This is a genomic window from Mycobacterium sp. (assembly GCF_025965855.1).
Lineage (GTDB): Bacteria > Actinomycetota > Actinomycetes > Mycobacteriales > Mycobacteriaceae > Mycobacterium.
In genome coordinates this window covers 1-26,617 of sequence record NZ_JAOPWB010000150.1, presented here as the reverse complement: position 1 = coordinate 26,617, position 26,617 = coordinate 1, and the positions used below count along the sequence as shown (strand labels likewise).

At 66.9% G+C, this 26,617-nt stretch carries 24 protein-coding genes and 1 pseudogene; 11 read left to right on the top strand and 14 right to left on the bottom strand.

Going from position 1 to position 26,617, the window contains the following annotated elements:
• Positions 1-444: 444 nt before the first annotated feature.
• Both JWP83_RS12150 and JWP83_RS12145 read right to left on the bottom strand, forming a co-directional pair.
• Positions 445-1,164, bottom strand: coding sequence for a DUF1906 domain-containing protein (locus JWP83_RS12150; RefSeq protein WP_297730194.1), 720 nt, complete (start codon positions 1,162-1,164; stop codon positions 445-447).
• A 70-nt stretch (positions 1,165-1,234) separates the two neighbouring features.
• The gene (locus JWP83_RS12145) at positions 1,235-2,110 is read right to left on the bottom strand and encodes a MerR family transcriptional regulator (RefSeq protein WP_297730193.1); all 876 of its coding nucleotides are present in this window, start codon (positions 2,108-2,110) and stop codon (positions 1,235-1,237) included.
• 40 nt (positions 2,111-2,150) lie between these two features.
• Between JWP83_RS12145 and JWP83_RS12140 the strand changes: the two genes are divergently transcribed.
• Entirely contained in the window at positions 2,151-3,386 is a 1,236-nt protein-coding gene (locus tag JWP83_RS12140; protein WP_297730192.1) for an SRPBCC family protein, read from the top strand.
• Positions 3,387-3,424: 38 nt separating this feature from the next.
• Here the strand turns inward: JWP83_RS12140 and JWP83_RS12135 are convergent, their stop codons facing one another.
• On the bottom strand, positions 3,425-4,771 hold the full coding sequence (locus JWP83_RS12135; protein ID WP_297730191.1) for a lipocalin-like domain-containing protein: 1,347 nt from the start codon (positions 4,769-4,771) through the stop codon (positions 3,425-3,427).
• A 97-nt stretch (positions 4,772-4,868) separates the two neighbouring features.
• On the opposite strand from JWP83_RS12135, the gene JWP83_RS12130 reads away from it, so the two are divergent.
• Complete coding sequence (locus JWP83_RS12130; RefSeq protein WP_297730190.1) at positions 4,869-6,335, top strand: aldehyde dehydrogenase; 1,467 nt, start codon at positions 4,869-4,871, stop codon at positions 6,333-6,335.
• Here the strand turns inward: JWP83_RS12130 and JWP83_RS31245 are convergent.
• The 6 genes from JWP83_RS31245 to JWP83_RS12100 all read right to left on the bottom strand — a co-directional run bounded on the left by JWP83_RS31245 (position 6,330) and on the right by JWP83_RS12100 (position 11,056).
• Entirely contained in the window at positions 6,330-6,875 is a 546-nt protein-coding gene (locus JWP83_RS31245; RefSeq protein ID WP_367185630.1) for a maleylpyruvate isomerase family mycothiol-dependent enzyme, read from the bottom strand. The genes JWP83_RS12130 and JWP83_RS31245 overlap by 6 nt on opposite strands.
• Complete coding sequence (locus tag JWP83_RS12120) at positions 6,866-7,354, bottom strand: MaoC family dehydratase (protein WP_297730188.1); 489 nt, start codon at positions 7,352-7,354, stop codon at positions 6,866-6,868. The genes JWP83_RS31245 and JWP83_RS12120 overlap by 10 nt, the downstream gene beginning before the upstream one ends.
• Complete coding sequence (locus JWP83_RS12115) at positions 7,309-7,881, bottom strand: MaoC family dehydratase N-terminal domain-containing protein (RefSeq protein ID WP_297730187.1); 573 nt, start codon at positions 7,879-7,881, stop codon at positions 7,309-7,311. The genes JWP83_RS12120 and JWP83_RS12115 overlap by 46 nt, the downstream gene beginning before the upstream one ends.
• Positions 7,842-8,267 carry a nuclear transport factor 2 family protein gene (locus JWP83_RS12110; RefSeq protein ID WP_297730186.1) on the bottom strand — a complete coding sequence of 142 codons (426 nt, stop codon included), beginning with the start codon at positions 8,265-8,267 and terminating at the stop codon, positions 7,842-7,844. The genes JWP83_RS12115 and JWP83_RS12110 overlap by 40 nt, the downstream gene beginning before the upstream one ends.
• Positions 8,268-8,363: 96 nt before the next feature.
• A complete protein-coding gene (locus JWP83_RS12105; RefSeq protein ID WP_297730185.1) occupies positions 8,364-9,929 on the bottom strand; it encodes an AMP-binding protein in 1,566 nt (521 codons plus the stop codon).
• Positions 9,929-11,056 carry an aromatic ring-hydroxylating dioxygenase subunit alpha gene (locus tag JWP83_RS12100; RefSeq protein ID WP_297730217.1) on the bottom strand — a complete coding sequence of 376 codons (1,128 nt, stop codon included), beginning with the start codon at positions 11,054-11,056 and terminating at the stop codon, positions 9,929-9,931. Before JWP83_RS12100 ends, JWP83_RS12105 begins: the two co-directional genes overlap by 1 nt.
• 98 nt (positions 11,057-11,154) lie before the next feature.
• On the opposite strand from JWP83_RS12100, the gene JWP83_RS12095 reads away from it, so the two are divergent.
• Complete coding sequence (locus JWP83_RS12095; RefSeq protein WP_297730184.1) at positions 11,155-12,393, top strand: cytochrome P450; 1,239 nt, start codon at positions 11,155-11,157, stop codon at positions 12,391-12,393.
• A gap of 1 nt (position 12,394) precedes the next feature.
• Here JWP83_RS12095 and JWP83_RS12090 read toward each other — a convergent pair whose 3' ends face one another.
• Genes JWP83_RS12090 through JWP83_RS12080 form a run of 3 tightly spaced genes read right to left on the bottom strand, consistent with a single transcriptional unit; the run spans position 12,395 to position 15,465 of the window.
• Complete coding sequence (locus tag JWP83_RS12090; RefSeq protein ID WP_297730183.1) at positions 12,395-12,835, bottom strand: nuclear transport factor 2 family protein; 441 nt, start codon at positions 12,833-12,835, stop codon at positions 12,395-12,397.
• Positions 12,836-12,854: 19 nt separating this feature from the next.
• Positions 12,855-13,046 (bottom strand): ferredoxin, encoded by a 192-nt coding sequence (locus JWP83_RS12085; protein WP_297730182.1) that lies wholly within the window; start codon positions 13,044-13,046, stop codon positions 12,855-12,857.
• A 19-nt stretch (positions 13,047-13,065) separates the two neighbouring features.
• Positions 13,066-15,465, bottom strand: coding sequence for a CoA transferase (locus JWP83_RS12080; RefSeq protein ID WP_297730181.1), 2,400 nt, complete (start codon positions 15,463-15,465; stop codon positions 13,066-13,068).
• Positions 15,466-15,523: 58 nt separating this feature from the next.
• On the opposite strand from JWP83_RS12080, the gene JWP83_RS12075 reads away from it, so the two are divergent.
• Both JWP83_RS12075 and JWP83_RS12070 read left to right on the top strand, forming a co-directional pair.
• Entirely contained in the window at positions 15,524-16,345 is an 822-nt protein-coding gene (locus tag JWP83_RS12075) for a FadR/GntR family transcriptional regulator (protein WP_297730180.1), read from the top strand.
• A 14-nt stretch (positions 16,346-16,359) separates the two neighbouring features.
• On the top strand, positions 16,360-17,079 hold the full coding sequence (locus JWP83_RS12070; protein WP_297730179.1) for an SDR family oxidoreductase: 720 nt from the start codon (positions 16,360-16,362) through the stop codon (positions 17,077-17,079).
• Here the strand turns inward: JWP83_RS12070 and JWP83_RS12065 are convergent.
• Positions 17,042-17,908, bottom strand: coding sequence for an LLM class flavin-dependent oxidoreductase (locus JWP83_RS12065; RefSeq protein WP_297730178.1), 867 nt, complete (start codon positions 17,906-17,908; stop codon positions 17,042-17,044). The two genes, JWP83_RS12070 and JWP83_RS12065, sit on opposite strands and share 38 nt — an antisense overlap.
• Positions 17,909-17,978: 70 nt before the next feature.
• On the opposite strand from JWP83_RS12065, the gene JWP83_RS12060 reads away from it, so the two are divergent.
• The 6 genes and pseudogenes from JWP83_RS12060 to JWP83_RS31240 all read left to right on the top strand — a co-directional run.
• A complete protein-coding gene (locus tag JWP83_RS12060) occupies positions 17,979-19,052 on the top strand; it encodes an acyl-CoA dehydrogenase family protein (RefSeq protein WP_297730177.1) in 1,074 nt (357 codons plus the stop codon).
• Positions 19,049-20,155, top strand: a complete 1,107-nt coding sequence (locus JWP83_RS12055; protein WP_297730176.1) for an acyl-CoA dehydrogenase family protein — start codon at positions 19,049-19,051, stop codon at positions 20,153-20,155. The genes JWP83_RS12060 and JWP83_RS12055 overlap by 4 nt, the downstream gene beginning before the upstream one ends.
• Positions 20,152-21,309, top strand: a complete 1,158-nt coding sequence (locus JWP83_RS12050; RefSeq protein ID WP_297730175.1) for an acyl-CoA dehydrogenase family protein — start codon at positions 20,152-20,154, stop codon at positions 21,307-21,309. Before JWP83_RS12055 ends, JWP83_RS12050 begins: the two co-directional genes overlap by 4 nt.
• Positions 21,306-22,241 carry an acyl-CoA dehydrogenase family protein gene (locus tag JWP83_RS12045; protein ID WP_297730174.1) on the top strand — a complete coding sequence of 312 codons (936 nt, stop codon included), beginning with the start codon at positions 21,306-21,308 and terminating at the stop codon, positions 22,239-22,241. Before JWP83_RS12050 ends, JWP83_RS12045 begins: the two co-directional genes overlap by 4 nt.
• Positions 22,238-23,737, top strand: coding sequence for a class I adenylate-forming enzyme family protein (locus JWP83_RS12040; RefSeq protein WP_297730173.1), 1,500 nt, complete (start codon positions 22,238-22,240; stop codon positions 23,735-23,737). Before JWP83_RS12045 ends, JWP83_RS12040 begins: the two co-directional genes overlap by 4 nt.
• 314 nt (positions 23,738-24,051) lie before the next feature.
• Positions 24,052-24,207, top strand: a pseudogene (locus tag JWP83_RS31240) (IS110 family transposase); the annotation flags it as partial.
• A 237-nt stretch (positions 24,208-24,444) separates the two neighbouring features.
• Here JWP83_RS31240 and JWP83_RS12030 read toward each other — a convergent pair.
• A complete protein-coding gene (locus JWP83_RS12030; protein ID WP_297730216.1) occupies positions 24,445-26,199 on the bottom strand; it encodes an aldehyde dehydrogenase family protein in 1,755 nt (584 codons plus the stop codon).
• Between the last annotated feature and the right edge of the window lie 418 nt (positions 26,200-26,617).

The window sequence follows — 26,617 nt, the reverse complement described above, 5'->3', positions numbered from 1 at the left end:
CCCAGGCCGGGGCGTGCTCGGTTCCAGTCGATTCCCCGTCGAATCACAGCCGGAGGACGGCTGGCCGGTGTGCTGTCGGCGGACCGCCCTTGTGGATCGAGCGACGCGGCGGACAGCATCGGCTGTACTAAGCGTGTCATAAGGATCAGTGCCCTATATGCATGTTGATTGGTTACTGGTGAGTTCTACGCACGGGTAACCGTGTCGTGGGTAACACCCCGTTTAACCGGCCGCGGGGGCGCGGCGAACAAACCCGCTGCATGTAGGTGGTTACGGTCGAGTAGCTATAACTGCGCTGATCAAGGCACGATTGTTATGTAATCGTTATGTTAAAAAAATCGGCTTGCTCAACTGCCGTTGACACGGCGTCAGCCCCGTCCCGCGGACCCGCCGCGCCTGACAATGTGCGAACGAGTGTTTGCTGGAACTCGGACCGTCGGGACCCTAGGCCCACTGACCGAATTGCGGTTTGAGGATTTCGTTGATGTCGACCCCGACCCCACCGACGCTTCGTTTGTCGATCTCGACCTGGTGCAGGCTCGCGGCCGGGTGGGCGTAGCCCTTCGGTGAGCCCCAGTTGTGCTGCCAGAAGTACGAGCCCAGGCCGTCGTGGAGCGCCCAGTCGATGGTTTTCGAATTGGCGTACACGCCGGTGCGCTGATGCCCGATCACCGATTCCCAGGAGCGCAGATACGGAACTATCTGCTGCTTGTACTGGTCGTATGACGGGTCGTCGTCGATCGACGCATAGATCGGGGCGTTCGCCGGACCGCCGGCGGCCGCATGCAACTGCATCCCGCGTTGGGCGTGTTGCAGCCCCGCGCCGGCGCCGCCCAGCCAGTCGGCCGTGCCGCCCTTGCCGTACTGGTAGCACGAGACGATCTTGAGCCCGTTGCTGCTCAGGTCGCGGGCCTCGCCGACCTGAATCGGCTTGCCCAGCATCCAGTTGCCGCCGGGCCGCCGGTCGGACACGTACCGGATGGAGCCCACCGCCCCGGCGGCCCTAATCTGGCTGGCCGGGATGACGCCGGCCGCGTAGTCCAGCAAGGTGCCGAGCGACGCCGAAGCCGGCGCGGCGTGCAGCGACGCCGCCGCGACGCCCAGCCCTAACAGACCCGGGGTCGCGGCCGCGAATTTGAGCACGTCGCGGCGCGAGACCGACACATACCACAGGGTAGGACAGAAACATCAAATGTCACGTCAACCACTTGAGTCATCAGCGGTCACATATGCATCACATTGACGCATCGCCGGGCAGCACGATGACGCTCACCGCCTCAAGACCGCGCCGAGCGGTCTGCCGGGCGATCTCGTCGATGAAATCGGCGGCGGCCGGGCTTATCGATCCGGCCCAGGCGCGGAATCCCTGCACCATCACCGGGTCGTGCTCCAGCAGCGGCCGCACGCCCCGCAGCACGCTGACCACGTCGTCGGGCAACGGGTCGGCCATTTGCTCGTCGATCCAAGTGCGCGCGAGTTCCGTTGCGGCGGAATCATTTTCGTCTAACGAAATCACGTCGCCGGCGAGTTTGCGCAGCCGTCCGAAGAGCACCTCACCCCCCGGGGTCTCGGCCAGTTGCGCCAACAGCGTGCTGGCCGCCGCGGGTAACGCCATCTGCCCGAACAAAGCGGGGACCGGCAGCTCCCACTCGTCGAACAGGTGGGCGTACATCGCGGTGACCGACGGGGAAAGTGGGGCGGTGAGCCTGCCGATGACGCCGATGCTGTCGCGATGCCTGGTCGCCAGCCTGCGCAGGATGTGTTCGTTGAGATCGGATGCGTCGGCGATCCCGGTGGCGGTATCGATGGCCGCGATCAGCTGATCCAGCCGATCGCGCTGGCATACCAGCAGGGCGCGGTGTTCGTCCAGCAACTCGGCCAGGGTGGTCTGGCCGCCGTCCAGCAAGCGCTGAATGTCGTTGATGCCGACGCCGAGGCTTCTCATCAGATCGATGCGCAATAGCTCGAGCACCTGTTCGACGTCGAAGACCCGATAGCCGTTGCTCAGGTGCTCGGCGTGCAGCAACCCGATTTTCTCGTAGTGGCGGATGCGGCCCGAGGCGATCCCGGTCAGGGCCGTGACGTCGCCGATCAGCAACTGCTCAGCCACGCCTTGACCTTACAACTGTCGCAAGGTCTGTACTGGGCACATGGAGCGTGACCAGCTCGTCGACCTGACGCGGCGTGCATTGAAACTGGCCCGCGACAAGACGACCGATCTCGCGCCGAGCGCGCACATGGTCGACGCAGCCGACTACACCTCGGTCGAGCGACACAACCGCGACAGGGCCATGCTGCTGGCCAGCCCCCAACTCGTCGGCTACGCCTCGGAGCTCCCCGATCCCGGCGCGTACTGCACCAAGACGGTGATGGGCCGATCGATCCTGCTCACCAGGACACCCGACGGGTCGGTCAAGGCGTTCGACAACGTCTGCCTGCATCGCCAATCGCAGGTGGTCACCGGGTGCGGCAGCGCGAAGCGGTTCACCTGTCCGTACCACGCGTGGACCTACGACAACACGGGGCGCTTGGTGGCACTTCCGGGACGTGAGGGGTTCCCGGAAGCGGCGATCGCAAGCGCGGCGAAGCCGGGCGCTGCGGGTCGCCGCCAAGGGGAGGTGACCGTCAAGGCCGACGGTTTGACCGAACTGCCGGCCGCCGAATATGCCGGATTCCTCTGGGTCGCGCTGGATCCCGGCGCCGCCCTGGACGTCGCCGCGCACCTGGGACCGCTGGCCGACGAGCTCGATTCGTGGGGCATCGGACGGTGGTCTCCGCTGGGCGAGAAGGTGCTCGACTGCCCGATCAACTGGAAGCTGGCGGCCGACACCTTCGCGGAGAACTACCATTTCGCCACCGTCCATCGGAAGACCTTTGCCACCATCGCCCGCAGCAACTGCACGGTCTTCGACGCGTACGGACCCCATCACCGGTTGATCTTCCCGCTCAACACCATCCTGGAACTCGACAATCTCCCCGAAGAGCAATGGGACCCGTTCCACAACATGGTCGTGATCTACGCGCTGTTTCCCAACATCGTGCTGTCGGTGACCATCGCCAACGGCGAGCTGTTCCGCATCTACCCGGGCGACCGACCGGGCACGTCGATCACCGTGCACCAGAACTCGACACCGCTGGACCTGTCGGAAGAATCCGTGGCCGCCGGCGCCCAAGCCGTCTTCGAATACGCGCACGCCACGGTCCGCGACGAGGACTACCGGCTGGTCGAGGGCCTGCAGGCCAACCTCGAGTCGGGCGCTCGCGATCACCTCGTGTTCGGGCGCAACGAACCGGGACTGCAGCATCGCCACATCACCTGGGCGCAGGCGGTCGCGGGCGGACCGCGCCGCGCCGAGACTGTAAATTTGCGGCAAAAGTTCGAGTAGACGCCTGCGGATTTTCAGTTTCGGCGAGCTGCTTTGCCTCAATCGGCCGACGGAAGCACGGCGATCAGATCTTCGAGAATGGTTGCCAGCGCCCCGTTTTCGACGGGTGACGCCCCAGTCAACAGCTCGACCGCCTCGCCGCGACGGCCGGCGGCCACCAATTCCACCACCCGATCGACGATCGTCTGCAGGTCCGGGGCGGGTGGTTCGACGTTCGCGACGGTGGTGGCCAGCACCTCGACCAGCTCCCAATCCCGATACAGCGCGAGCGAACGCTCGTTGAACGCAAAGCCGGTCACCGGTTTGCCCCACAGCGTTCCGTCGTAGCGGTAGGGACCTTCCATGTACTCGATCGGCAGCCCGTGTGCCGGGGCCGCCACAAGCGGCTCCCCGACGATATCCAGTTGCAGTGTGGCGCAGCTGATCCGGTGGCGGTCCGGCATGTACCGGGCCGGGGCAACCGGCCGCACCAGCGGCCGCACCGCGTTCGGCCAGCGCACGTAGCTGCTGATGGTGACCTCGACGTCTTCCGCACAGTCGGGCGGCATGTCCGGGTCGGGATAGCTGGTCGTCACGCCCGTAAACGGCTGCAGCGCATTGCCATTCGTGCGGTCGAACTGCCGCCAGATGCTCAAGTCCACACCGTTGTCGAAGTTGATGATGCGCCACTCGTGCGACCTGGCCCGCGGGTCTCCCCCGCTGCCCCCGCCGCCGGCGTACTTCGGGAACCACTGCCGGTCGACGTGCCCGCCGCTGCCGGAGACCTGCTCGACCACGTCCCCCCACCGCAGCGTTCCCGTCATCGCCATTCCCGTCTGGAAGTACGAGTACGTATCGCTTTGGCCGAAGCAGACGATCTTGCCGTTGTAGGTCGACGCACCCACCGGTACCGGTGCGCGCGTTGGGGTTACGGCCAGGTCGAGCCGCATCGGCCGGCCGGAATGGTCCTCGCCCACCAGGCTGACGCGATAGGTGAACGGAAGCAATTCCCCGTCGCCGTTGCGGCAGGCGCTCCACGACGCGGTGCCCGCGCCGCTGTGGTAGCTGATGTCGAGATAACCGGGCGCCGTGGCCAGCTTGCGCTGCGCTCCCGGTTCCATGTTGGCCGGGGGCATGTCGTAATCCGTGTAGGTGCCGTAATCACCGGTGTCCAGATCGAACAGCGCCATCGTGTAAAAATCCGCGACGATCGTTCCCCCGGGCCGGTTCTTGTTGAAGATGGTCAGAAAGGCAAACGAGCGGCCGCTGTCGGCGGCATCGAGCTGACCGGCGATGAACCAGGTATCCGACTCCTGGTCGGGATGCTCGCCTTCGGCGGCGGGGAAATCCAGCTGGCGGTCACCGGGCACCAACTGAAACGGGTACGTGCGCCAGTCGCTATCCATATCGCTTCCTTGCCACGGCGCCTCCTGCTTTTTTGGCTATGTTAGCGTCAATAGCGAAATTTGCGGTCGCGGTCCCATTCCCCGAGGAAGTGCCCCGATGACACAGAATCCCGGCCATCGTTCCTATAACGAACTGTTCATCGGAGGACAGTGGCGCAAGCCCGCCAACCCGCAGCAGCTCGCCGTGATCTCCCCGCACTCCGAAGAACCGGTCGGCCACGTCCAGGTGGCCGGGCCCGAGGACGTCGACGCCGCCGTCGCCGCCGCGCGAAGCGCTTTCGACCACGGCCCTTGGCCACGGATGACCCATGCCGACCGGATGGCCAAGGTCGAACAGCTCGCCGCGATCTACGCCGGCCACATCGAGGAGATGGCCGACCTGATCACCGACGAGATGGGGTCTCCGCGCAGTTTCAGCCGGCTCGGCCAAGGGGCGGCCGCGGCCTCGCTGATCCACCTCGCACTGGCGGCCGCACGCGACTTTCCGTGGGCGGAACGCCGCCGGGGCGTGCTCGGGGAAGTGCACCTGCGCAGGGCCCCGGTCGGGGTGGTCGGGGCGATCGTGCCGTGGAACGTGCCGCAATTCCTGATCATGCCCAAGTTGATCCCGGCCCTGATCGCGGGCTGCACGGTGATCATCAAACCCGCGCCCGAAACGCCGTTGGACGCTTTGTGGTTGGCCGAAATGATCGAGCAGCTGGACCTGCCCGACGGGGTGGTGTCGGTGCTCCCCGGCGGACCCGACATCGGCGAGGCGCTGGTGCGCCATCGGGGTGTGGACAAGATCGCGTTCACCGGATCCAGTGCCGTCGGGCGCCGCATCGCCGCCCTGTGCGGGGAGCAGCTGAAGAGGGTGGGCCTGGAGCTCGGCGGCAAGTCGGCGGCGATCATCCTCGACGACGCCGACATCGGCAAGACGGTGGCCGGGCTGAAAACCGCCGGCCTGATGAACAACGGCCAGGCCTGCGTCGCGCAGACCCGCATCCTGGTCAGCGATCGGCGTCACGACGAGGTCGTCGACGCGCTGGCCGACATGATGTCGGCGCTGAACGTCGGCGACCCGGCCGACGAGGCCACCGACATCGGACCCCTTGTCGCGCAACGGCAACAACGTCGGGTGCAGGACTACATCAGGTCCGGCCAGACCGAAGGCGCCCGCGTCGTGCTCGGCGGCGAGGACAGTCCGTCCGGGCGCGGCTGGTACGTGCGGCCCACGCTGTTCGCCGACGCCACCAACGAGATGCGCATCGCCCGGGAGGAGATCTTCGGCCCGGTGTTGACCGTGCTGCGCTACCGCGACGAGGCCGACGCGATCCGCATCGCCAACGAGAGCGACTACGGTCTGGCCGGTTCGGTGTGGACCGCTGACATCGCACACGGCTTGGAAGTCGCGGCCGGTGTCCGCACCGGCACCTACGGCATCAACATGTACACGCTCGACATCGGCGCCCCCTTCGGTGGCTTCAAGCAATCGGGCATCGGGCGCGAGTTCGGGCCGGAGGGCCTGCACGAGTACGTCGAGCTGCAGACGCTGGTGTGCAAGGGGCAGTTGCCGCCGCTATGAATCGTGCGGTCGCCATGCAGGATCGCGGCCCAGCCGCGCGAGAAGTCTGTCCTGCACGTCAATTTCGGAGATCTCGTCGTGCACCGCGACCGGGGCCTTGAACATTCCGGCTGTGGTCAAGGCCTGGGGGTCCGCCGGCAAGCCGGCGTAAAACAGCCCGCACCAACGCCGATCCAGCCGATCGTCGGCCCCTACCGCGCGGGCGAGGTCCCAGGCATGCACCAAAACATCGCGCGACAGATTCGGCATCAGCCGGTACGCGTCCAGCTGTGTCGCGCTGCCGGATTCGAGAGCCTCCGTCAGCGAGTCGTAGGTCGATTGCCAACGCACCCGCGGATCGTCTCGGGGCCGGTCGGGCTTAAGCCCGAGGGGCCTTAAGAGAAGTACGTCGTGAAAACCGATCACGTGTTCGAGCACCCCTCGGGCGTCCCACGCATCGCACGGTGAGCGACGGTCCCACTTGCCATCCGCCGAGGCAACCGCCTCGCCGAACCGCCGGCATACCGCGAGGTGCCGTTCGCCTACGTCATCTAATGCCACGGGTGGTCGGGGATCTGCAAGGTGAGCTCCACCGGGCAGCACAGCGCGCCGTGCTGATTGGTCACCTGGATTTCGATGTCGACAAGGCAGCGCGGCGGGTCCACCGAGGTGTCCCGCCGCTTTTCCACCGCGCGCCCTCGGCCGATCATCGTGTCGCCGGCGTAGATCGAGGCGGCCAGCCGCATCGAGCGGCGCACCACGCGGCTGCCCGGGCCCGCCCAGTCGGTGGCGACGCGGTCGGCGAACCCGGCGAGGTGCATGGTGTTGACGTAAATCGTCGGGTTGCCTTGCTTTTTGGCGTATTCGGGATCGAAATGACCGGGGAAGTAATCCCACGTCGCACCGGCATTCTCGACCACCCGCTGATAGCCGATGTGGTCGACCACCTCCGGCAGCTGCACGGGAACCTCGATGGTGTTCCAGTCCAGATCGCTCACGCGGCGCCACCGGGAGTGAACCGGAACAACGTGTTTCGGCATGTGGCGACCACGGCCCCGTCCTGACGGCTATAGGTCTCCAGCGTCTCGACGAAATGACCGACCCCCAGCCGTGTCCGCTTCTCCGGCGACACCGACACCAGCTCCTCGACGGCGGTGAGCACATCCCCCTCGACGATGGGCCGCAGGAACTCGACATCGTTGGCCGCGTTGATGAACGTGGTGCCGGGCAACGGCACCCGCAGCACCACCGAGGCCGCCGGTGGCCTACCCGTCGGCTCCCACGGCGGAGGTATCAGCCAACCCATCAACAGGGCCGGCGGGGCGAGCAGGCCGCCCCATCTATTCCGGGCAAACTCGGCATCCCAATACGATCGATTCGCGTCGCGGACCATCGCGGCGAACAACTGGATACGCGCGCCGCTGACCGGGGTCGCCGCGGTACGGGGTTCGCTCTTCGCGCCGACCATGCGCAGCGCGTCGTCATAGGTACCGAAGGCTAGCTGGTAGCTGAGGTCCTGATCCCCGCTCACATGACGAGCGGGTGCCGACTCGGCACCGAATCCCATTCGAGCGCACGGGAAGTGAAGTACCAGCCGCCGCGCTCGTAGACCAGCGTGTCCCGGTATGTCCCGGTGGCCCGCAGGGTGGTGTCGCCGTACATCGCGGCGAACAGCACCGCGACACAACGCTGGGATGCGTTGATGCCGTCGATGCGGATCTCGTGGTCGAGACTCACCAGCCGCTGTCCATCGCCGCCGTCGAAGGCCGCGCGCAGATCGGTGAACAGGTCGCCATCGCGGGCGTAGCTGGCGCCGGAGTGTCGGAAGGTGGCGATCCAGCGCTCGCGATCGCCGTCGGAGTAGGCCCGGTTGTGCCGGGCGGTCAGATCGAGGATGGCAGCGCGGGCCGTGGCGGCCTGGAGCATCTCCTGTTCCTGATACGTCATGGTCATTTTGCTCTGCAGCCTCTCTCGAAAAATGCCGTCCAACAAGGGGAAGTAACGTAACAGTAAATTAACTTACCGACGATTACGTAACATTAACGTAACTTACCGGCGAACTATATACCCCTCTTTCTCACGATCCCACGCGCCCGGTGCCAGGCCGCGGCCGCGCAACACGTCTTTACGTATTCGCCCAATGCCGTTCTTCGGAAGTTCATCAACCGTCTCGACGAAGCGCGGCACGCAGAAGTACGGCATCCGGGCCGCGCAGAAGTCGAGCAACTCCGCGCAATCCAGTGCCGCCCCCGGGCGCAACGTCACGATCAACAGGATGTCGTCCTCGCCCAGGTCGCTGGGCACTCCGACCGCCGCGGCTTCGGCCACCGCGGGATGGCGCATGACCACGGCCTCCACTTCGACCGAGGAGACATTTTCCCCGCGCCTGCGCAACGAGTCTTTGACGCGGTCCACATATGTCAGGTTCCGATCGGCATCGAGTCGGCCCAAATCGCCGGTGCGGAACCACTCCGGGTGCGGATCCACCCGCGAACCCTGACGTACATAGCCTTCGCTCATCACGTGCGGATGCTTAGGGCGGCATGCGATCTCCCCGACGGCCCCGGGCGGCAGCGGATCGCCGCGCTCGTCGACGATGCGCACGTCGAAAACGGGGTTCGGCCGGCCCGAGGTCCCGGGCAGCCCTTCGTCGGCCACGCCCTTGACGGCGATCGGAAAGGCCTCGGTCATGCCGTACATCGTGACGATGCGGCAGCCGTAACGCTTTTCGATGTCGTGGTAGGAGTTCGCGTCGATGGGCGCGGCGGAGATGAACCGCAGCGGCAGCTGCGCGTCGCGCGGATCCGCGGGCAGATTCTGCAGCATCGACACCATCGCGCCGGCGCCGGCGAAACCGACGGCCCCGCGGGCGCGGATGTCATCCCACACCTCGCCGGGGTGAAACGCCTTGGCCAACACGGTCGTTCCGCCGACCAACATGGGGACCAGCACACTGGGCGCCGCGCTCAGGTGGAATAGCGGCATCGCCGTCCACAGCACCTCCCCCGGGGCGAATGCCCAGGCGGAAGCGACCGTCGCGGCCACGGAGAACAGGTAATGCCACGTCGTGGCAACCGCTTTCGACGGCCCCGTGGTGCCGGACGTGTAGAACAGCACCCCCACGTCGGCCGGCCCGGCGGGGCTCTCGGTCACCGGGTGGTCCGGAGGGCCGCTCAGCGCATCTGCCAGTGAATCATCCTGCACCACAACGTCGGTCACCGTATCAAGCCGGCCGGCGACCTCGTCGACTCGGGACCGGCGCTCGGCGTCGGTGAGGATCACCTTGGCCCGCGACAGGCGAAGCGTGTGCAGCAGGAAATCGCCTTTGTTCGCGGCGTTCACCGCCGCGCTCACCGCGCCGATGCGCGCCGCACCCAGCCAGAAATAGACCCATTCCGGGCACGTGGCGGTGAACAGCGCCACGCAGTCGCCGCGACCGACGCCCAGGCCGGCCAGCATGCCCGCCGCCGCGCCGGACCGCTGCCGCATCTGCTCGAAGGTCACGTCCACGCCGGCGATCGACATCATCACCCGGTCGGGATGCTGCTCGGCCCGCCGATCCAGCACGGCCGGCACGGTGAAACTGTCGACGCCGAAGTCTGCGGGCCCCCGCATCAGGCTTTCGCGGCCGCCGGGTCGGGCTCACCATCCGCGGTGTAGCCGAAGTCGGAGGGCGAGGGCCGCGGCCCCGGGTAGAAGCGGTGCGCCCAGCGGCGAAGGGCGGCATAGTCGTGCGCCTCTTCGGGAGCCAGGTTCGGCTTCTCGAGGTATTTCATGTTCTCCCAAGTGAAGAAGTCCTGTTTGATGACCTCTTGCTGCAGCGAAAGGAACTTCGCGGCGCGGCCGGTGGGCACGTCGCCGGTATCGCCGGGCTCACGGATCGACGCCTGGGTGTAGAAGTAGTCGGTGTAGTCCTCGTCGACCGGCGTCTGCCCGGTCACCTGGACGGTGGCCACCAGCTCGCTGGGGAAGCGAACCAGCCCCAGGCCCAACGAGTAATTGTCGTAAATGATCTTGGCGTCGACCGGCCCGTTCGGGGTCAACCAGGTCGACGCGCGGCCGCCGCCGAAATGGGCGTTGACGGTGGCGTGCAGGTGGTAGCCGGCGAGCTCGAACGACGAGGTGGTGGCGGGATTGGCGGCCTTGTGCACGTATTGGACGTGGTAGGGATCGGCGGCGTTCTCGATGATCATCTGCGGGTGCACCTTGACCCGGTTGAGCATTTGGGTGTGCGGGTGCAGCGGGTAGTACTCGTTGGTTTCCAGCTCGGGCAGCACCGGCGGCTGCCAGTACGGTGCGCGGCCGTGCCGCTCGTGCCAGGCGAGGATGAACCCGTACCACTGGATGCTCGGATAGGTGCGGATCCGAACGTTGTTCTTGCAGCCGATCTTGCTGTAGGGGATCAGGGCGTTGGTGCCGTCACCGCGCCAGCGCCAGCCGTGCCAGGGGCAGACGATGTTGTCGCCCTCGACGGTGCCGCCGACGCCCAGGTTGGCGCCGAGGTGCTGACAGTAGGCGTCCATCACGTGCACCTGGCCGGACTCGGTGCGGAACAGCACCAGCTCCTCGCCGAAGTAGTGCGCGCGCTTGACCTGACCGGCGGCGAGGTCGGACGCGAAGGCCACGATGAACCAGCCCGTCGGGAACCGGTAGGTCGACAGTGCGATGCCGGCCTGTCCGAACTCACGTTCTGATGGATCGGTGGCCGAATCCGAGATTGTATCCGTCACGAGCACTCCCAGCGGGGTTCGACGACTAGGTCTATTTTTACTATCTTAAGCATTGAACGTCAACGCGGCGCCCCGGAGGTGCTGTGTGTCGCCATGAAGCGGGGTTTCAGATGACGGCTGCGGCAGTGGATCTATCCGATTTCGCCTTGTGGCGCAATGGCTTTCCCGACGAGTTGTTCGCCGAGTTGCGACGCAGCAGGCCGCTGTTCCGCCACGAGCTGACGCCCGGCGTTGCCGATACCGTGCGGCGCGAATTCTGGGTGGCCACCAAGCACCGGCACGCGGTCCGGCTGCATCGTGACGCCGACTCCTTCACCGCGGTGGACGGCCCGCTCATCCAGCCGGTCGGGATGTTCTCGTCGTACCCGACGATCATCAACATGGACCCACCGGGACTGAACAAGCGCCGCAAGCTGATCTCCAGCGCGTTCAACCCGCGCGCGGTCGCCACACTCGAGGACGGCATCCGGGCGCGCGCCGGGCGGTTGATCGACCACCTGCTCGCCGAGGGAGGCGGCGACTGGATCGAGGACGTCGCCGACGCGCTGCCGATGACGGTCATCGGCGACATCATCGGCATACCGGAATCCGACCGGCCCCGAATCTTCGATTGCCTGGACCGCATCCTGAAGGCCAACTCGCCGCAGGCGCGGCCGAGGTGGCAGGACTATACCCATCTCTACGCCACCATCTTCGGGTACGCGATGGAGCTCACCGCGGACAAGCGGCGCAACCCCGCCGATGACATCTGGAGCACGCTGGCGACCGCGGTGATCACCGGCGAAGACGGTGAGCAATTCAGCCTGCCCGCCAACGAACTCGAGTTCTTTTTCTTCGTGCTGGCGTTTGCCGGCAGCGACACGACCAAGAACGCGTTGGCCATCGGGCTGCAGGCGTTCGTCGAGAACCCGGAGCAGATCCAGCGGTACCGCGCGCAGGAGGATGTGCGGCCGAGCGCCGTCGAGGAGGTATTGCGTTGGGCATCACCGGTCGCGTACTGGACGCGCACCGCGAAGGTCGACGTCGAGATGGACGGCCAGCACATCGCGAAGGGCGAGCGGGTGGTGTCCATGCTGCGCTCGGCCAACCGCGACGAGGAGGTGTTCTCCTCGCCGTTCACCTTCGACATCGGGCGTCAGCCCAACCCGCAGGTGGCTTTCGGAGGGGGCGGACCGCATCACTGCCTGGGCGCCATGCTGGCGCGCGCGGAACTGCGCGCGGTCTTCGACGAACTGCTGCTGCGGTGCGACGACATCGCCCTCGGTCCGGCCAAGGTGGCTTATCCGAATCTGCTCACGAACATGTCGATCTATGACGAGATGACGATTTCGCTGACCGAGCGGCGATAAGTCAGTCGGGCACCGGCCCGTCGCCCAATGCGGCGAACACCGCCAGCGGGTCCAGGTAGTCGCGCCAGTGCACGATCTTGCGGTCCCTGACCGTGATCACCGAGACGAATCGGTTGACGTACGGCGCTCCCGTGCGCACCACCGTGCCGTGCATCGTGTACTCGAGAATCACCACCGACTTCTCGGGATCGTAATAGCGGTACACCTCGCTGCTGCCGCTCTGGACGATCGACTCCCCGTAGTCGGAGTACAGCTCGGCCAGCGCCTCGCGCCCGACGATCCGGCGCGGGTAATCCGGGACGGTGATGACGAACTCGACCACCGCATCCTCGGCGTGCATGTCGAAAAAATCGGTCCCGTCGACCAACCCCGTCAGGGCCTCGGCGACGACCTCGAAGTAGGGCCGCATCGCGGCATACCTCGCCATGTCTCGAGACGGCATGCACGCACTCTAGAACCGGTCAGTCGATCAGCCGCAACGCGGCCTTGGGACACTGGTCCACCGCAGCGCGTACGTCGATCTCCAGCCGCGGCGGCACGGGGCCGTCCGCGATCTGCACCACGTCGGCGTCGCCCAGTTCGAACACCTCCGGGGCGAGCGATTCGCAGAAGCCGTTGGCCTCACACAGGTTCTCGTCGACCGTCACACGCATCAGGCGTCCTCCTCGATCCTCATTTTTTGAGGCCCGCCGGACGGGTCCCGATCACTCCGTTGCTTGCCAGGTCGGCCAGCTCTTCTTCGGTCAGTCCGCACCGATCGCGCAATACCTCTCCATTGTGCTCGCCCAGCCTGGGCGGCGGGTGAAGCAGCCACTTATCCTGTCCGGCCAGCTTCGCGAACGGCGGGCAGGGATACAGGCCCGTGCCGGTGCTGGGGTGCTGCAGGGCCTCGAAGAAACCCCGGGCGCGCAGTTGCGGGTTCTCGGTCACCAATGACGGTGACACCACGGGCGCGGCGGGAATCCCCGCGCCGGCCAGGCGCTCCACCGCCGATTCCAGTGGCTGCGCGGCGAACCAATCCCGCAGCCGGCGATCGATGTCGTCGGCCCGCTGCCGCCGCGCGGCGGCGGTCGCCAGGCCCCCGTCGCACCAGGCCGGCCGATCCATCACGTCGACCAGGGCCCGCCACTGCCGGTCGTCGCGCACGGTGACCGCGATCCAGTCGTCGTCACCGGCGCACCGGTAGAGATTCTGGATCGACTCGCCGTGACCGCGGTTGCCGCGCCGGCCCAGCGTCACCCCGAAGACCTCGGCTTCGATCGCCTGGATCGCGGTGGCGTTGAGCACCGTTTCCAGCATCGGCAGCTCGAGCAGCTGGCCCGACCCGGTGCGTTCGGCGAAGTCCAGCGCGGCCAGCACGACGAATGCGGCGTGCACGCCGGCCAGCGGATCGCAGGCTCCGCGCGGCGTCACCGGCGGAGCCTCCGGCAGCCCGGTCACCCAGGCCAGGCCGGCGATCTGCTCCATGGTCGGGGCGAATCCGACCCGTTCGCGCCACGGGCCGTCCAGCCCGAACGCCGGCATCCGGGTGACCACCAGTTTCGGGTTGACCTCGAGCAGCACGTCGGCGGTGAGGCCGAACTGTTCCATCACCCGCGGTGAGAAGTTCTCGATCACGATGTCGGCGCCGGCCGCCAACGTAAGCAACGCCCCGCGTCCTTCACTCGAGCCCAAATCCAGTGTGACCGAACGCTTATTGGTGTTCATCGCGTGGAATACCCAGCCGTACTCCCACCAGTCGTCCACGTCGGTGCGCATCCCGCCCGAGTATCGAATGCCGTCGGGTCGCTGTATCGACTCCACCTTGATGACGTCGGCGCCGAACGCGGCCAGCAGGTGAGTCGCCGCCGGACCGGCCCAGAATGCGGTCAGGTCGACGATGCGCACGCCCTCGAGAGGAAGCCCCCGCGGCGCCGGGACCGACTCGGATTCGAGTCTCTCCCAGGCTGGTTCGTCGTTGGCCTCACCGGGCGCGGGGGTGGCGCGCAGCGGCGCGGGCGCGCACGCCGACATCAGCCACGGCGGGCGAGGCTGGTGAAAGCCGGCGGGGTTGCGGGTGAACACCTTGCGCTGCCGCGCGTACTCCATATCGCGGATCGTGGAGCCATTGCCCAGCGCCGCGATCGGCAGCCGGAACAGCTGCCCGAGTTCGACGATCTCCGCCACGGTCCGTTCGGCCAGCCATGGGCCGATCTGTTCGCGGATCAGGTCGCGGTATGCCCATCGGCCGATCTGGAAACGCAGCTGTTCGATCTCCTCCAGCTGCGGGCACTCGACCATCGCGACGAAGTCGAGCCATTGCTGTCCGGTGACCATGGTGATGCCGACGTAGCCGTCCTTGGCCGGTTCGATGGAGGGCACCTCCAGGGTCCGGCGGACCGGCGGAACGCGCAGCAGCTGCGAATGCAGCCATTCGCTGCTCTGCATCGCGGTCATCGCCTCGAGCATCGACAGGTCGAGGTGCTCGCCGGGGCCGCCGCGCTCGACGCGACGGCGCACGGCCAGCGCGCCGAACGCGGCGTAGACGCCGCCCATGTACTCCCCCAGGTCGCCGCCGATCGCGATGGGAGGCCCGGCGGGATCGCCTCGAAAGCCGGGCGAGCCGGCCCACGCTTGCAAGGTGAACTCGCTCGCGGCGCGGTCGGCGTACGGTCCGCTCCAACCGAAGTCGGAGATCGTGACGATGATCGCGCGTGGGGAGTCGGCCAGCAGGCGCTGCGGATCGATGCCCAGCGCCGCGGCCCGCGACCGGCCGGCGGTGACGACCATGACGTCGGCGGCCGCCAGTTCGGCGCGATATCGCGCCAAATCGTCAGCGCCTTCGGCGACGGTCAGGCTGCGCTTGCCGGCATTGAGGTAGCTGAAGAAGGGTGAGTTCTCGCCCTCCGGAACCGGCGAACAGCTGGCGGAGTACCGCCGCAGCCAATCCCCTTGTGGCGGTTCGATTTTGCGCACCTGGGCGCCGACATCGACCAGCAGCTTGCCGCAGTAGCTGCCGGCTATCCGGTCGCTGATCTCGACGACACGCAATTCGTCGAGCGGGGTCGGCCGGCTGTCGGGCGCGCGCCTCACGCGGCTATTTATACCATTACTGCTAAAATAGCTAAGCCAGTCGAGCACGCGAGGATGGATGACTGCCCTGGGAATTGGCCAAGACGCCCGTCGCCGATTGTCGGCGCCGAGGATCGCCGAAATCGTAGCCGACGAGTTGCGCCGCCAGATCATCGACGGCGAACTCGCCGACGGCGACCTCCTGCCCCGCCAGGAGGTGCTCGTCGAACAGTTCAACGTCAGTCTGGTCTCCCTGCGCGAGGCGCTGCGCATCCTGGAAACCGAGGGGCTGGTCTCGGTCCGGCGGGGCAACCGCGGCGGCGCCGTGGTGCACGCGCCCGCGAAGACCAGCGCGGCCTACATGCTCGGCCTGCTGTTGCAGAGCGAGTCCGTCGAAGTCGCCGACCTGGGCACGGCGTTGCGGGAACTCGAGCCCGCGTGCGCCGCGCTGGCGGCCCAGCGGCCCGACCGGGCGGACACCCTGGTGCCGGAACTCAAGCTGGTCAACGACTCGATGGCCGAGCATCTCGACGACGGTCGGCTCTTCACCGAAATCGGCCGCCAATTCCACGATCTCGTGGTCCGCGGCTGCGGAAACCACACCATCATCGCGGTCGTCGGCAGCCTGGAGACGCTGTGGACCAGCCACGAACAGCAGTGGGCGGACGAGAGCGCGGCGCGCGGGACCTACCCGTCGTTGGCTCAGCGCCGCGCGGTGCTCGGCACCCACGTCAAGCTCGCCGAGACCATCGCCGAGGGTGACGTCGACCGGGCCCGCCGCATCGCGGGTCGCCACCTCGCCGACACGCAGACCTATGTGCTGTCGGGTCGGCCCGATCAACGCATCTATGCGCTGTCGCCGCAGGCATTGTCTCGCCCGCGGGACGTCCGGCGCCCTTGACGCGCTTGACGTCGATGCGAACCGCACTGGTCACCGGCGGCAGCGGCGGGATCGGAAAGGGATGCGGCCGCAAGCTGAGCGAGTTGGGTTACGACGTGGTGCTCGCGGCGCGTCGCGAGGCTCCGCTGCGGGCGGCCGCCCAGGAGATCGGCGCGCGCCATCTCGTGGCCGACGCGTCCGATCCGGATGGGTTCGCCTCTGCGATAAGCACTTTGGAGCGGATTGACCTCGTCGTTCATGCGGCCGGCACGCTGGGGGGAACCTACGCGCGCAAGCAGACATTCGACCAGTGGCGGACCATCATGTCGGCCAACCTGGATTCGTGCTTCGTGGTGACGGCCGCAGCACTGCCGCGGATGCGTGCGGGCTCACGGTTCGTGTTCGTCTCGTCGTCGGCGGCGCACGAGCCGATGATGGCCCGGACCGCCTACTCCGCGTCGAAAGCCGGCATGAACGCATTCGCCCGCGCCCTGGCGCTCGAAGTCGATCGTGACGGGATCGCCGTGCACATCGTCACACCCGGCCCGGTGGAAACCGAGATGCTGCAGGACGTTCCCTTCGAGATGTACGCGATTCAGGTGTCCGACGTCGCCGAGGCGGTCGCCTGGCTGGACACCGTCGACCCGTCGGTCGACCTGCCGGAGATCCGGCTCAGCGCCGTGCAGCGCGGTCCGTTCGCCAGGCCGCCGGTTGTGCCTACGGAAGCCCGTCGCCGCCGCGAGCGAACGCCTTGATCACCGTTTCGCCGAACTCGTGCAGGGAGTCCGGCACGGCGAAATCGGCGAACCAGACGTAGAACCGCTCGACACCCTGGTCGGCCAGGCCGGTGAAGTGTCCGACCAACTCGTCGGCGTCCCCGCACACCAGTCCCGACCCCAGGTTGCCGAACCGCCGGGTGCTCACTTCGCGCACGCTGTTCGGGTCGCTGCCGGCCCGGACAAATCCCACCATCTGCTGGATCGACACCCGGGCCGACCCGGCCTCGGGGGCCAGCTTGGGCAGCCTGTCGATGTGGTTGGCCGGCAGATTCCACCAATCCGCGTATTTACGAACGAGTTCCATCATCCGGGGCCCGGTGCCACCCAGGACCAGCGGTATCGGATGGGACCTGCGCGGGGCCTGCGCAGCCTCCACTGTCCCGTCGCCCCAGTACTGCCTGATCAGCTCGACGTGGCGCCCGAGTTGTTCGACCCTGGCTTTCGGATCCTGCTGACCCACATCGAATCTGGTGAACTCCGAGGGCCAGGAGCCCGTGCCGAGGCCGAGCTCGAATCTGCCGTTCGACGCGTCCGAGAGCGTGACGGCCTGTTTGGCGAGCACTGCAGGATGCCGGAAGGCGTCGCACAACACCAGATGACCGATCCGTAGCCGCTCGGTCTTGGCCGCGACCCAGGTGGCGATGCCCATTGCCTCCCAGATGTTTTCGCCGGGCAGCCCCGGCGCCTCGAGGTGATCGATGAACGCCATTCCGTCGAAACCGCCGGCCTCGGCGTGGCGGGCCCGCTCCGCGATGTCGGCCGCCGACAACCGCACCTGCGGCAGGAACAGATACCACTCGACCATTCGCCCACCTAAGCTCGCGCCGATTGCAACAGCGGCGCTAGTTTACTATTTTTATTATGTTAGGGGTCTTATGGATGTCGGACTGACTTCGGAGCAGCTGTCGCTGCGCGACACCGTGCGCGGCATCCTGCGCACCGAGTGTCCCCCCGACGCCGCCCGCCAGGCGATGACCGATCCCGAACGCTGGCGCGCACTGTGGAAGACGGTCGTCGACCTCGGCTGGACGGAACTCGCGGCGCCCGACTCCGGTGACTACGGACCCGTCGAGCTGGCGGTGGTGCTCGAGGAATGCGGCGCCGCCCTCGCGCCGATCCCGTTGCTCAGCAGCGTCGGGCTGGCCGCGGGCGCCTTGCGGGCGAGCGGCCTCGACCCGGTGCTCGCCGACATCGCCGGCGGTGCCGTCGCCACCCTGGCGGTCCACTCCCGAGGGTCTCGGCTGCCCGGCGCACCGATGACGCTGCGGCAGGGACGCCTGCGCGGGCGGGCTGTCGCGGTCCCCAACCTGTCGCGCGCCGAGCTGATCGTCACGCTGGCGCGGGGCGGCACCGACCCCAATGGCACAGTGGTGGCGGTCGCGCGCTGCGACAGTGCGAGCGGGGTGACCGTCCTGACGGGCGAGTCGACCGACCCCGCGCAACCGGTCGCCGACGTCGAGATCGACGCCGAGCCGTTGGCGGCCGCGCCCGTCCAGCTCGAAGCGGCGTTGACGGTGCCGCTGGTGGCCGCCGCCGCCGACCTGGTCGGCGTGGCGAGCGCCGCCCTGCACCGCGCGGTCGAACACGCGAAGGCACGCCGGCAGTTCGGCACCCCGATCGGCGCCTTCCAGGGGATCAAACACGCGCTGGCCGACAACCACGTCAGCGTGGAACGGGCGCGCAGCCTCACCTACGCGGCCGCGGCCCGGCTTGCCGATCCGGGCACCGGCGATGCCTGGACCGCCGCCGCGCTGGCCAAGGCTGCGGCCGGCGACGCCGCGGTCAATTGCGCTCGCACCGCGGTACAGGTGCACGGCGCCCTCGGGCAGACCTGGGAGCACGACATCCACCTCTACGTCCGGCACGCCTGGCAGGGCGCGGCGATGCTGGGCGACAGTCGCGCGCTCTACCACGAGGTGGGCCGCCGGTTCGCGGGAGGCGCGGGATGACGGCGGTCATCGAGGAATTCCGCGCGTGGCTGACGGAATTCCTGCCGACGGACTACTACGAGAAGTACCGCGAGTACCGCTGGGACCTGCCGCTTCGGCGTGACTACCAGCGGGCCGCCTTCGAGGCCGGATGGATACAACCGACCTGGCCCCGCGAGCATGGCGGCCGGTCGCTGGGCTTGCGCGACGCAATGGAGGTCCGGATCGAGGCCGCGCTGCGGTCCGCGCCCAAGCTGCCCAACATTCAGGGTCCCGGCGTCGCCGCGCCCGGCATCCGTCAGTTCGGCACGCCCGCCCAGATCGACCGGCTGCTGGTTCCCCTGCTGCGCGGCGACGAGTGGTGGGCGCTGGGCATGTCCGAGCCGGAAGCCGGGTCCGATTTCGCCGGGCTGCGCACCCGGGCCGAGCGCTGTGGCCCTGATGGAGACGCTTTCCGGGTCAACGGCCACAAGATCTGGACCACCCAGGCCCACGAGTCCCGCTGGTGCACCCTGTATGCCCGCACCGATCCGGAAGCGCCGAAACACCGTGGTATTTCGTGCCTGATCCTGGACCTGCATTCGCCCGGGGTGAGGGTCGAGCCCATCCGCATGGCGTCGGTCTCCGACGAGACGTTCTGCGAGGTCTTCCTCGACGACGTCGAGGTGCCGGCGGAAAACCTGCTCGGGCCACTGCATGGCGGCTGGAACGTCGCGTTGTCGTCGCTGCACCATGAACGCCAGATGATCTGGATCATGAACTGGGTCGAGATCAAGCGCGGACTCGACGCGGTCCGCGCGGCGCGTCCGACCGACGACATCTGCGCCGAGCTGGGCTCGCTCCTCGCCGATGCCGAGGCGCTGCGTGCCACCGGATACCGGGCGCTGGGCAATGAGCTGGCGGGACGGCCGAGCCCCGAAGCCGTCATCCTGAAGCTGCTCGGATCGGTTACGTTGCAACGGGTTTGGGAACTGGCCACCGTCGCCAAGGGGCAGGACTGGGTTAGCGATCCGGATCTGCTGTTCGAACGCCAGGACGCGCTGGCCGCCACCATCTACGGCGGAACGTCGGAGGTGCAGCGCAACATCATCGCCGAGCGGCTGCTCGGGCTGCCGAAGGGATGACGGGGATGGATTACGACCTGGGCGAGGACGCCGGACAACTCCGAGATCATTTGCGGGAGTTGATCGCCAACCACATCCCCGCCGGCTTCCTCGGCGCCTGCACGGACGATCCGCGCGACCTGGCCACCACCGAGACGTTCTGCAAGCTGTTGGCCACCGAGGGGCTGCTGGCGCTGGCGTGGCCGAAAGAGCATGGCGGCGGCGGTGGTTCGGTCTGGCAGCAGACGGTGCTGCGCGAGGAGATGTGGGCCCAGCACGAGCCCCGCGGGCCGCAGTACATGGGGATCAACTGGGTCGGCCCGGCGCTGATGCGCTACGGCACGGCCGAACAGAAGGCCATGCACCTGTCGGCCATCGCGTCCGGCGATGTCATCTGGTGCCAAGGCTTTTCCGAGCCGGAGGCCGGAACCGACCTCGTTTCGCTGCGCACCCGCGCCGTGCCGGACGGTGACGGGTGGCGCATCACCGGCCAGAAGGTGTGGACGTCGTACGCGCAGATGGCCTCCTGGTGCGTGCTGGCGGCCTGCACCGATCCCGATGCCCCGAAGGCCAAGCGGCTCACCCTCTTTCTGATCCCCATGGACCGGCCCGGTTTCACCGTCCGGCCCATCCCGTCGATGCTGGGACCGCATCACCTCAACGAGATGTTCCTCGACGACGTGCCGGCCTTCCCCGGCGACGTTCTCGGCGAGCCCGGCGATGGCTGGCGGGTGATGCGCGAGGCGCTGGCGTTCGAGCGGGTCGGCATCGCGCGCTACGCGCGGTGCGAATCGCTGCTCGACCGGATGCGCAACCAACTCGGCGAGGGCTGGGACGAGCTGCCCGAATCGATTCGCGTCCGCTGGGCCCGGGCGCTGGTCGACCTGCGGGTGGCCAGGCTGCTGGCGTATCGCGCCATCTCGCTGCAGGACGACCCGTCGGCGGGCGCGGCGGCCAGCGCCGCCCGCATCGCCACCACCACGTGCGATCAGCAGATCGCCGAGCTGCTTTTCGACGCGCTGGGCCCTTGCGCGCTGGACAGCGGCGCGTCGGCGCCCCTGCACGGGGCGATCGAAGACCACTGGCGCTACGCACAGGCCGCCACCGTGGCATCGGGCACCATCGAGGTGCAGCGAATGCTGGTGGCACGCGACGTTCTGGGAGAGCACCGGTGAAAACCGAACTGCCACAAGATATCGGCGACTTCGCCGCCGTCGCCGCGAAGCGGCTCACCCGGCTGGGCGGCCCACCGGCGGCGCTGCGCGCCGAGACCGACGACGGCGTACGCGACGCGGCACGCACCGCCCTGAGCGACCTCGGCGCGTTCGAGCTCGACGTCCGGTCGGCGCCCGACGACTTGCTTGCATCAGCGGTGCTCTGCCAGGCCGCCGGCGCGAACGCGCTGCCGTACCCCGTCGTGGAAGAGCTGCTGGCGATAGACGGCGCCCGACTGACCCTGGTCAATCCCGAGGCGCCGCGCATCGACCACGGCGACCTGCCCGGTGGTTGGATCGCCGCCGACCTGGACGGCACGCGGTACCACCCGCGGCCGGGGTCGCGGACGAACGCCAAACTGGGGCCGTTTCTGGTGCCGGCCACTTTGAGCGCACCCGACGGAACCGTCCCGGCTGGCGACGTTAACCTTCATCTCGTGCTGGGATCATGGCGGATTCTGGGAGCTCTGCAGCAATCGCTGCACATTGTCACCCAACACGTGCGCGCCCGCGTCCAGTTCGGCAAGCCGCTGGCCGACTTCCAAGCCGTCAGGTTCGCGGTCGCGGATGCCGCCGTCGGGGTGCGCGGCCTTCACGAACTAGCGAAGTACACCATCTGCCGGCCGGAAACGCTACCGGCGCAGGTACATTCGGCCGACGCGCTCGTTCTGCGGTACAAGGCCGCCGACACCGCACGGCAGGTGATGCGGACCTCGCACCAACTGCTCGGCGCACTCGGCTTCTGCGACGAGTCCGACGTCAGCGTGCTTGACCGGCACACCCAACCGCTGATCCGGTTGCCGCTGAGCGCCGAGGCGCTCGCGCTGCGCCTGATACCCGACGTCCGCGACGGCCACCTCGAGACGCTGTTCAGCGGGCCGGTACCGGCGTGAATACCCAACCCCTCGCGTCTGAGGCGAACCCTAACCCGCTGGAGGAAGGCATCCCGTTCGGGACCAAACTCCAGCAGCTCGCCGAAGAACGCCGCGACGAGAAGGCCGTGACGGTCGTCGCGCTCGACGGCACTGCGAGCACGCTGACCTTCGGTGAACTCGAGGCCCGCGCCAACCAGTGGGGACGGGCGCTGGCGGCCAATGGAGCTGGTGTGGGCTCCCTTGTCGCACTTGCGATCCCGAACTCACAGCATCTGATGCTCGCGGCGCTGGGGTGCTGGAAGATCGGTGCTGTTCCCGTTCCCATGCATTGGGATCTGCCCGAATGGGAGCGGGACCGGGTGCGCGAGGTGATCGACCCCGCCGTGGTCGTCGACGAGAAAACCCGGTGGGAGTTGGATGCGCGCTCGGCCGGCGAGTCCGAAAGCCCGCTGCCCGCAGCCGTTTCCCCCAGCGCCAACGGCATCTGCAGCAGCGGCTCGACCGGCGTGCCGAAAGTGATCCTCAGCCTGGCGCCGTCACTCTGGACGCCGCAGCACGGCGAGCCATTCCTGTCGAACTGGACACCGGTGGCCCAACCCCAGACGATCATGGTGCCCGCGCCGATGTATCACACCAACGGCTTCGCCAGCTTCTTCTTCCTGTTGGCCGGTGACCATCTGGTGTTGCTCGAAAAGTTCGACGCGGCACTCGTTTTGGACGTGATCGAACGCTTTCGGATCACCAACTTCACGGCCACACCCACGATGCTGGCGCGGATCGCGGCCCGGCGCGACGTCCGGCAGCGCGACCTGTCCAGCGTCGTCTTCATCCTGCAGGGCGCCGCGGTGATGCCGCCGTCGCTCATGCACACCTGGTTCGAGCTGCTGAGCCCGGAGCAGATCGTGACGGCGTACGGCATGACCGAGAACCTGGGACTCACCGCGTTGCGCGGCGACGAGTGGCTCGCCCATCCGGGCAGTGTCGGCCGCGGCTTCCGGGACACCGAGATCCGGATTCTCGACGCCGGAGGGAAACCGCTGGGCCCCGGTGAACACGGCGAGATCTACCTGCGCGCACCGATGAGCGCGGGATCCCGCTACCTGGGCGGGGCGCCGCCCCTGCCGTCGACCGAGGACGGCTTCGTTTCCGCCGGCGACATCGGGTATCTCGACGACGACGGCTACCTCTACATCGTCGACCGCCGCGTCGACATGATCATCACCGGCGGCGCCAATGTCTTTCCGGCGGAGGTGGAGTCGGCGCTGGCCGGTCACCCCGGCATCGCCGACGTCGTCGTCATCGGGCTGGCCGACCCACGGTGGGGGCGCCGCGTGCATGCGGTGGTCCAGCCCGCGGACCATGCAGACCTGACTGAACACCACGTGATCGAGTACGCGAAAAACCGGCTCGCCCACTACAAGGCACCCAAGACCGTCGAGTTCGTCGACGCGATCCCCCGCACCGCGGCTACCAAGGTCAATCGCTCGGCGATGATCGCATCCCGGGGCGGCTAGCCAGCGGCTGGCTTGTCACCGCGTGTTGCTATGCTCGAACGTATGTTCGACACTCGGCTTCACGATCATTGGGATCCCCCGCGGTGCGAGCGGTCGCGGGCGCTGGTGGATCGGATGTGTGGGTCGTGGCGGGTCGAGGCGCGGGCGCCGAGTTTGCTGCTAGCCGAGCCGACTACCGGCATCTGCTGTCGTGGATGGGCTCGTTTGGCGTCGTGGACAAAGCCGGCCTGGAAGGCACCGGCTCCTACGACGCTGGCCTGCAGCGCTATTTGCAGGCGCATGCGGTCACGGTGATCGAGGTGTCGCGGCCTAATCGGCACGAGCGGCGCACCCGCGACTACATCGCCCGCCGCCTGGCCGAAGGCAAAACCAAAAACGAGATCATGCGATGCCTCAAGCGCTACATCGCCCGCGAAATCTTCCACGCGTTACACCCGGCCAGCAGACCAACCGCCGAAATCGTTGCTTGAACATAGGAGAGCATCTGCTATTAAGTCGGAGGACAGCTCAAGGTCGCTGATGGCCCGACGGCGATCGTGTGGAAGATCGCGGCGTGCATCGCCAAGGTGTCACGGAATCGACCAAACCCACCGATGAACCGCTCTCACAAACCCCAGTCCCGCGATCCTAGGGTTGTGGTTTCTCAATTTCGGGGGTCGGGAGCCGTTACCTCGCGTCGCCCCATCCCATCCCATCCCATCCAAGCCTTATCCTCGAAGGGCGGACGCAAACAGCGCTGGAAGTTTACGCCAGCTCGGCGCCGCGGTGAACAGAGTAAGGAGTCGCCCAGTCATCGCGGCAGTGCGATTGGTCACGAACCAAGGCGGCTTCGGAGCGATCGACATCTCCCCGTTCATCAGTGAGCGCGGCGACGGCCGAAACGGCCCACGGACGACGGTCCGCTCTGTGTCGCTGATTAACAGTGCGTTGTGCACGACACCGATCCCGCTTTGCACATCCGTGAGTTTATGCCCTGGGAACGCTCCCCAAGTTGCGGTTGCGGTCAGGTAGGCAACGCCCGTCCACGCATTGATCGCCACAGTGCCGTAGCGCAGACTTTCGACGAACCGATCGAATGCTGTACCCATCGACTTGATTGTCTTGGGCTGCGCGATGATGTTGACGCCAAGTGTACCGGCGAAGTCGTCGTTGACGAGTCGTGCTGCACAGGAAGCAAATTCAGCACCATCGCAGGGAAGCTCGATGATACCTAACACGGGCGCGAAGTACTCGGTTTGCAGCATTGGCTCGTATTGCTCGGGAGTCAGATTGGTGACCAGCAGCCGCCCCCCGGCATCGCCGACGCGTTCGGCATGCGGGTACGACGCGACAGCGCCGGCAATTCGCACGTCGCTGCCGGGGTAGTACGGCATACGTGCTGGAGCCGAATCCAATGCCGAACGCAACGCAGCGATGAACTCGTCGCGTTGCGTCCAGTTGGACGAAAGGACCACCACCTGGGCGGCAACGCAATTGTAGCCGCCGTTATGAAGCCGCTGCGTAGCAATGTGTTCCGCCTGAAACTTCATGTCCGCGGTGGTCCACTCGCCGGGCAGGACGATTGTCGGCGACACACCACCGAGCTCACTGGTTATTTTCTTACTGAGGATCGGTTCGTTGTTCTTCTTGCGTTGAGCGCCTTTTTCGCCACTGCCGAATACGATGGCGTCGTGCGTCGCCGAACTTCCGGTCACGTGGACGTGATCGACCAGGTTGTGCTGTACCAGATAGGTACCCACGTCTGCTGCGCCGGTCAAGAGTCGCAGTGCCCCAGCATCGATCAGCGGTGCCAGGACAGTCGTCATGACGCCGAGCATGGGATTCATAATCGGATTAAGTTTGAGCGCGACGACGCGGTTGTGTGCGAACAGCTCGTACAAACCGTCGAGCGGTGCGATCGAGGTGATATTGCCCGCACCGAGTACCACGCCGATACCGTGCGTGCGGCGTGGGTCAAGCTGTGCGAGACCGGCATTGCGCTTTGCGGCCACTTGGTCGATTCCAGGCTTCAGCCACACCTGTGCGCTGAACCCGTTGAGCAGCAATTTGTCGAAGAAGTCCAGCGGTAACACTTCGACGGTCGTGCGGTTACCGGACGCGGTACCGAAATGGACGTCTGCCAGGGGGCTCTGCCCGATTGCGAGCTTCTCAAGCGTTGCGGACAATGCGGCGCACGCAGACACAATTGGGTAGGGTCCGGACGTCCACTCTTCGCCCATGAGAGGCGATTTCGCATCGAGTCCCTTGATTGCCGCGGCGGTCGCGACCCACTCGTCGGCATGAGTGGTCATCAGAGTCAGGACTTGCTTCAGCAGCGCAGCGCGTCCGGCCAGCGTGACGTTAGCCCACCTCGTCTCGCCGTCGACCAGTTCGGCCAATGCTGCATCGATAATGGCTTCTGTTGACTTCTTACCCGTTCCAAATTCGACGATGTTGCCAGAACTCACTTCGATTGTCTCCATATCGGTGCGCACGATGTGCAGTGTGATTCCGGCTGTGTGGGTTCTTTCGCGCGCCGGGTCCGCGACGGGCCCGATACCGAATCGTTCGGCAGCGGGTAACCCCCGGTCAAAGTTGCAGTTCGCTCAACCGCCTACATTCCAGACATCCGGACACGCCGTGCATCCTGTGCGAAAGCGCGTCGAACTCGGCTTGGTTGGCCGCGGGCGTCTCGGTATCAGCGGCGGCGCGCCAAGACGGTGGCCGAGGAGTACGTCCCACACTCCACCCACTTCGTTCGGTCGCGGAAGCTTTTGTCGATCGAAAGCCGTCCAGGAGGCGGTGTCGGCGAGCGGAGATATCAATTGGGAGCTCGCCCCACACTTCGCGTAGGACTGCGCGGCGATCGACTCCCGATTTCGTCAGCGCACCGACGAGTCC

What these genes read in the sequence shown, in the direction of transcription:
- JWP83_RS12140 (WP_297730192.1), top strand. Translation starts at nt 2,151, where the DNA reads ATGGAGCGTGACCAGCTCGTCGACCTGACGCGGCGTGCATTGAAACTG.
- JWP83_RS12135 (WP_297730191.1), bottom strand. Translation starts at nt 4,771, where the DNA reads ATGGATAGCGACTGGCGCACGTACCCGTTTCAGTTGGTGCCCGGTGAC.
- JWP83_RS12130 (WP_297730190.1), top strand. Translation starts at nt 4,869, where the DNA reads ATGACACAGAATCCCGGCCATCGTTCCTATAACGAACTGTTCATCGGA.
- JWP83_RS12120 (WP_297730188.1), bottom strand. Translation starts at nt 7,354, where the DNA reads ATGCCGAAACACGTTGTTCCGGTTCACTCCCGGTGGCGCCGCGTGAGC.
- JWP83_RS12115 (WP_297730187.1), bottom strand. Translation starts at nt 7,881, where the DNA reads ATGGGATTCGGTGCCGAGTCGGCACCCGCTCGTCATGTGAGCGGGGAT.
- JWP83_RS12110 (WP_297730186.1), bottom strand. Translation starts at nt 8,267, where the DNA reads ATGACCATGACGTATCAGGAACAGGAGATGCTCCAGGCCGCCACGGCC.
- JWP83_RS12105 (WP_297730185.1), bottom strand. Translation starts at nt 9,929, where the DNA reads ATGCGGGGGCCCGCAGACTTCGGCGTCGACAGTTTCACCGTGCCGGCC.
- JWP83_RS12095 (WP_297730184.1), top strand. Translation starts at nt 11,155, where the DNA reads ATGACGGCTGCGGCAGTGGATCTATCCGATTTCGCCTTGTGGCGCAAT.
- JWP83_RS12090 (WP_297730183.1), bottom strand. Translation starts at nt 12,835, where the DNA reads ATGCCGTCTCGAGACATGGCGAGGTATGCCGCGATGCGGCCCTACTTC.
- JWP83_RS12085 (WP_297730182.1), bottom strand. Translation starts at nt 13,046, where the DNA reads ATGCGTGTGACGGTCGACGAGAACCTGTGTGAGGCCAACGGCTTCTGC.
- JWP83_RS12075 (WP_297730180.1), top strand. Translation starts at nt 15,524, where the DNA reads ATGACTGCCCTGGGAATTGGCCAAGACGCCCGTCGCCGATTGTCGGCG.
- JWP83_RS12070 (WP_297730179.1), top strand. Translation starts at nt 16,360, where the DNA reads ATGCGAACCGCACTGGTCACCGGCGGCAGCGGCGGGATCGGAAAGGGA.
- JWP83_RS12065 (WP_297730178.1), bottom strand. Translation starts at nt 17,908, where the DNA reads ATGGTCGAGTGGTATCTGTTCCTGCCGCAGGTGCGGTTGTCGGCGGCC.
- JWP83_RS12060 (WP_297730177.1), top strand. Translation starts at nt 17,979, where the DNA reads ATGGATGTCGGACTGACTTCGGAGCAGCTGTCGCTGCGCGACACCGTG.
- JWP83_RS12055 (WP_297730176.1), top strand. Translation starts at nt 19,049, where the DNA reads ATGACGGCGGTCATCGAGGAATTCCGCGCGTGGCTGACGGAATTCCTG.
- JWP83_RS12050 (WP_297730175.1), top strand. Translation starts at nt 20,152, where the DNA reads ATGACGGGGATGGATTACGACCTGGGCGAGGACGCCGGACAACTCCGA.
- JWP83_RS12030 (WP_297730216.1), bottom strand. Translation starts at nt 26,199, where the DNA reads ATGGAGACAATCGAAGTGAGTTCTGGCAACATCGTCGAATTTGGAACG.